This window comes from Acinetobacter sp. SA01 (assembly GCF_011319235.1).
Taxonomy (GTDB): domain Bacteria; phylum Pseudomonadota; class Gammaproteobacteria; order Pseudomonadales; family Moraxellaceae; genus Acinetobacter.
This window is the reverse complement of sequence record NZ_WXXM01000044.1, coordinates 1-1,939: the sequence shown is the minus strand read 5'-3', so window position 1 is coordinate 1,939 and position 1,939 is coordinate 1. Positions and strand designations below refer to the sequence as shown.

Sequence of the window (1,939 nt, the reverse complement as noted above, 5' to 3'; positions counted from 1 at the left end):
GTTGATGTCCTCCCTGTATTCAATTGATCAGCAGGAGGCAGCATGAATTTAGGGCTAACCGCGCTGGAACTGGCACGTATCCAGTTTGCATTTACCGTATCATTTCATATTATTTTTCCTGCCATTTCTATTGGTTTAGCCAGTTTTCTGGCCGTTCTGGAATGGCGTTGGCTTAAGACTAACGATCCAGTATACCGTGACTTATTTAAGTTCTGGATCAAGGTTTTTGCCCTGTCCTTTGGTATGGGCGTGGTCTCTGGCGTGGTGATGAGCTATCAGTTTGGTACCAACTGGAGTGAGTTTTCACGGATTTCCGGCAGTGTCACAGGACCATTACTTGCTTATGAGGTTTTAAGTGCGTTTTTCCTTGAAGCCGGTTTTCTGGGGATTATGCTATTTGGTTGGGGCAGAGTTGGACCGAAAACCCATTTTTTCGCAACGCTGATGGTGGCTATAGGTACTTGTATATCCATGTTCTGGATTCTGTCCTCAAACAGCTGGATGCAGACGCCACAAGGCTTCACCATTGAAAATGGCATTATTGTTCCGCAAGACTGGTTTGCCATTGTCTTTAATCCATCTTTCCCTTATCGATTAGCGCATATGGCAATGGCTTCCTTTCTGGTCTCTGCTTTGCTCGTCGCTGCCACAGCCGCATTTCATTTATTAAAAGGCCGTCGTGATGCCTTGGTGAAAAAATCATTTTCCATGGCCATGTGGATGATTCTGGCACTTGCACCTCTGCAAATGTTTGTCGGAGATATGCATGGCTTGAATACACTGGAACACCAACCGGCCAAACTGGCAGCTATGGAAGGACACTGGGAAACCAATAAAGATCATGGCATGCCACTGTATTTATTTGGTATTCCAGATATGCAGGCTGAAGAAACCAAGTATGCGATCGGTATTCCGAATCTGGGCAGTCTGATTATGACGCATAGCTTAAATGGTGAAGTCAAAGGCTTAAAGGAATTTGCTCCTGTAGACCGTCCAAACTCACTGGTCATATTCTGGAGTTTCCGGATTATGGTCGGACTGGGTGTACTGATGATTTTAATGGCAGTTCTAGGTGCATGGCTAAGAAAAACTGACAAGTTCTATGACTCGGTATGGTTGCATAGATTTGCCCTATATATGGGACCTTCAGGATTTATCGCTTTGCTTGCCGGTTGGTTTACCACTGAAGTCGGTCGTCAACCCTGGGTGGTTTATGGCATTTTACGGACCAAAGATACTCTTTCTCCCGTTTCAGCAGAGCAGGTGGGTTTAACCCTGATCATTTTTGTAATGGTCTACTTTATTGTGTTTGGTGTTGGCATTTTCTACATGCTGAAACTGATGCGTAAAGGTCCGGAGTTTATACATTCGGCACCACATAGTGAGCAGGCGGTCATACAGGCATCAAAACGTCCTTTAAGTACAATTGATGAGGAGAGCGATCTGGATCAAGTAAGTTCTACACAATCTCAGGAGAATCAAAAATGATCGATTTATCATTAATTTGGATTCTAATTATTGGATTAGGAGTACTGATCTACGTCGTGCTGGATGGTTTTGACCTCGGTATCGGTATCCTGTTTCCTTTTATTTCCGATCGCCAGGAACGTGATGTTATGATGAATACCGTCGCGCCCGTCTGGGATGGCAATGAAACCTGGATGGTACTGGGTGGAGCAGGATTATTTGCTGCATTTCCCTTGGTGTATTCCACTGTGTTATCGGCTCTGTATATACCCATTATTCTGATGCTGATCGCGCTGATCTTCCGGGGAGTTGCCTTCGAATTCCGGTTTAAGGCCAATAAAACTAAACATCTATGGGATCAGGCCTTTATTTTTGGGTCGATCTTGAGCTCATTTTTCCAAGGATTGATTTTGGGAGCCTATATTCAGGGGATTAAAACCACGAATGGCATCTATACTGGCGGTGGTCTGGA

General features: G+C 44.6%; 2 protein-coding genes. Both read left to right on the top strand.

The window, feature by feature from the left end:
• Nucleotides 1-42 precede the first annotated feature (42 nt).
• The gene (locus tag GTU69_RS16900) at nt 43-1,488 is read left to right on the top strand and encodes a cytochrome ubiquinol oxidase subunit I (RefSeq protein WP_166172218.1); all 1,446 of its coding nucleotides are present in this window, start codon (nt 43-45) and stop codon (nt 1,486-1,488) included.
• A partial coding sequence (gene cydB / locus GTU69_RS16895; protein WP_166172217.1) for a cytochrome d ubiquinol oxidase subunit II occupies nt 1,485-1,939 on the top strand: 455 nt, incomplete at its 3' end. The genes GTU69_RS16900 and cydB, both read left to right, overlap by 4 nt.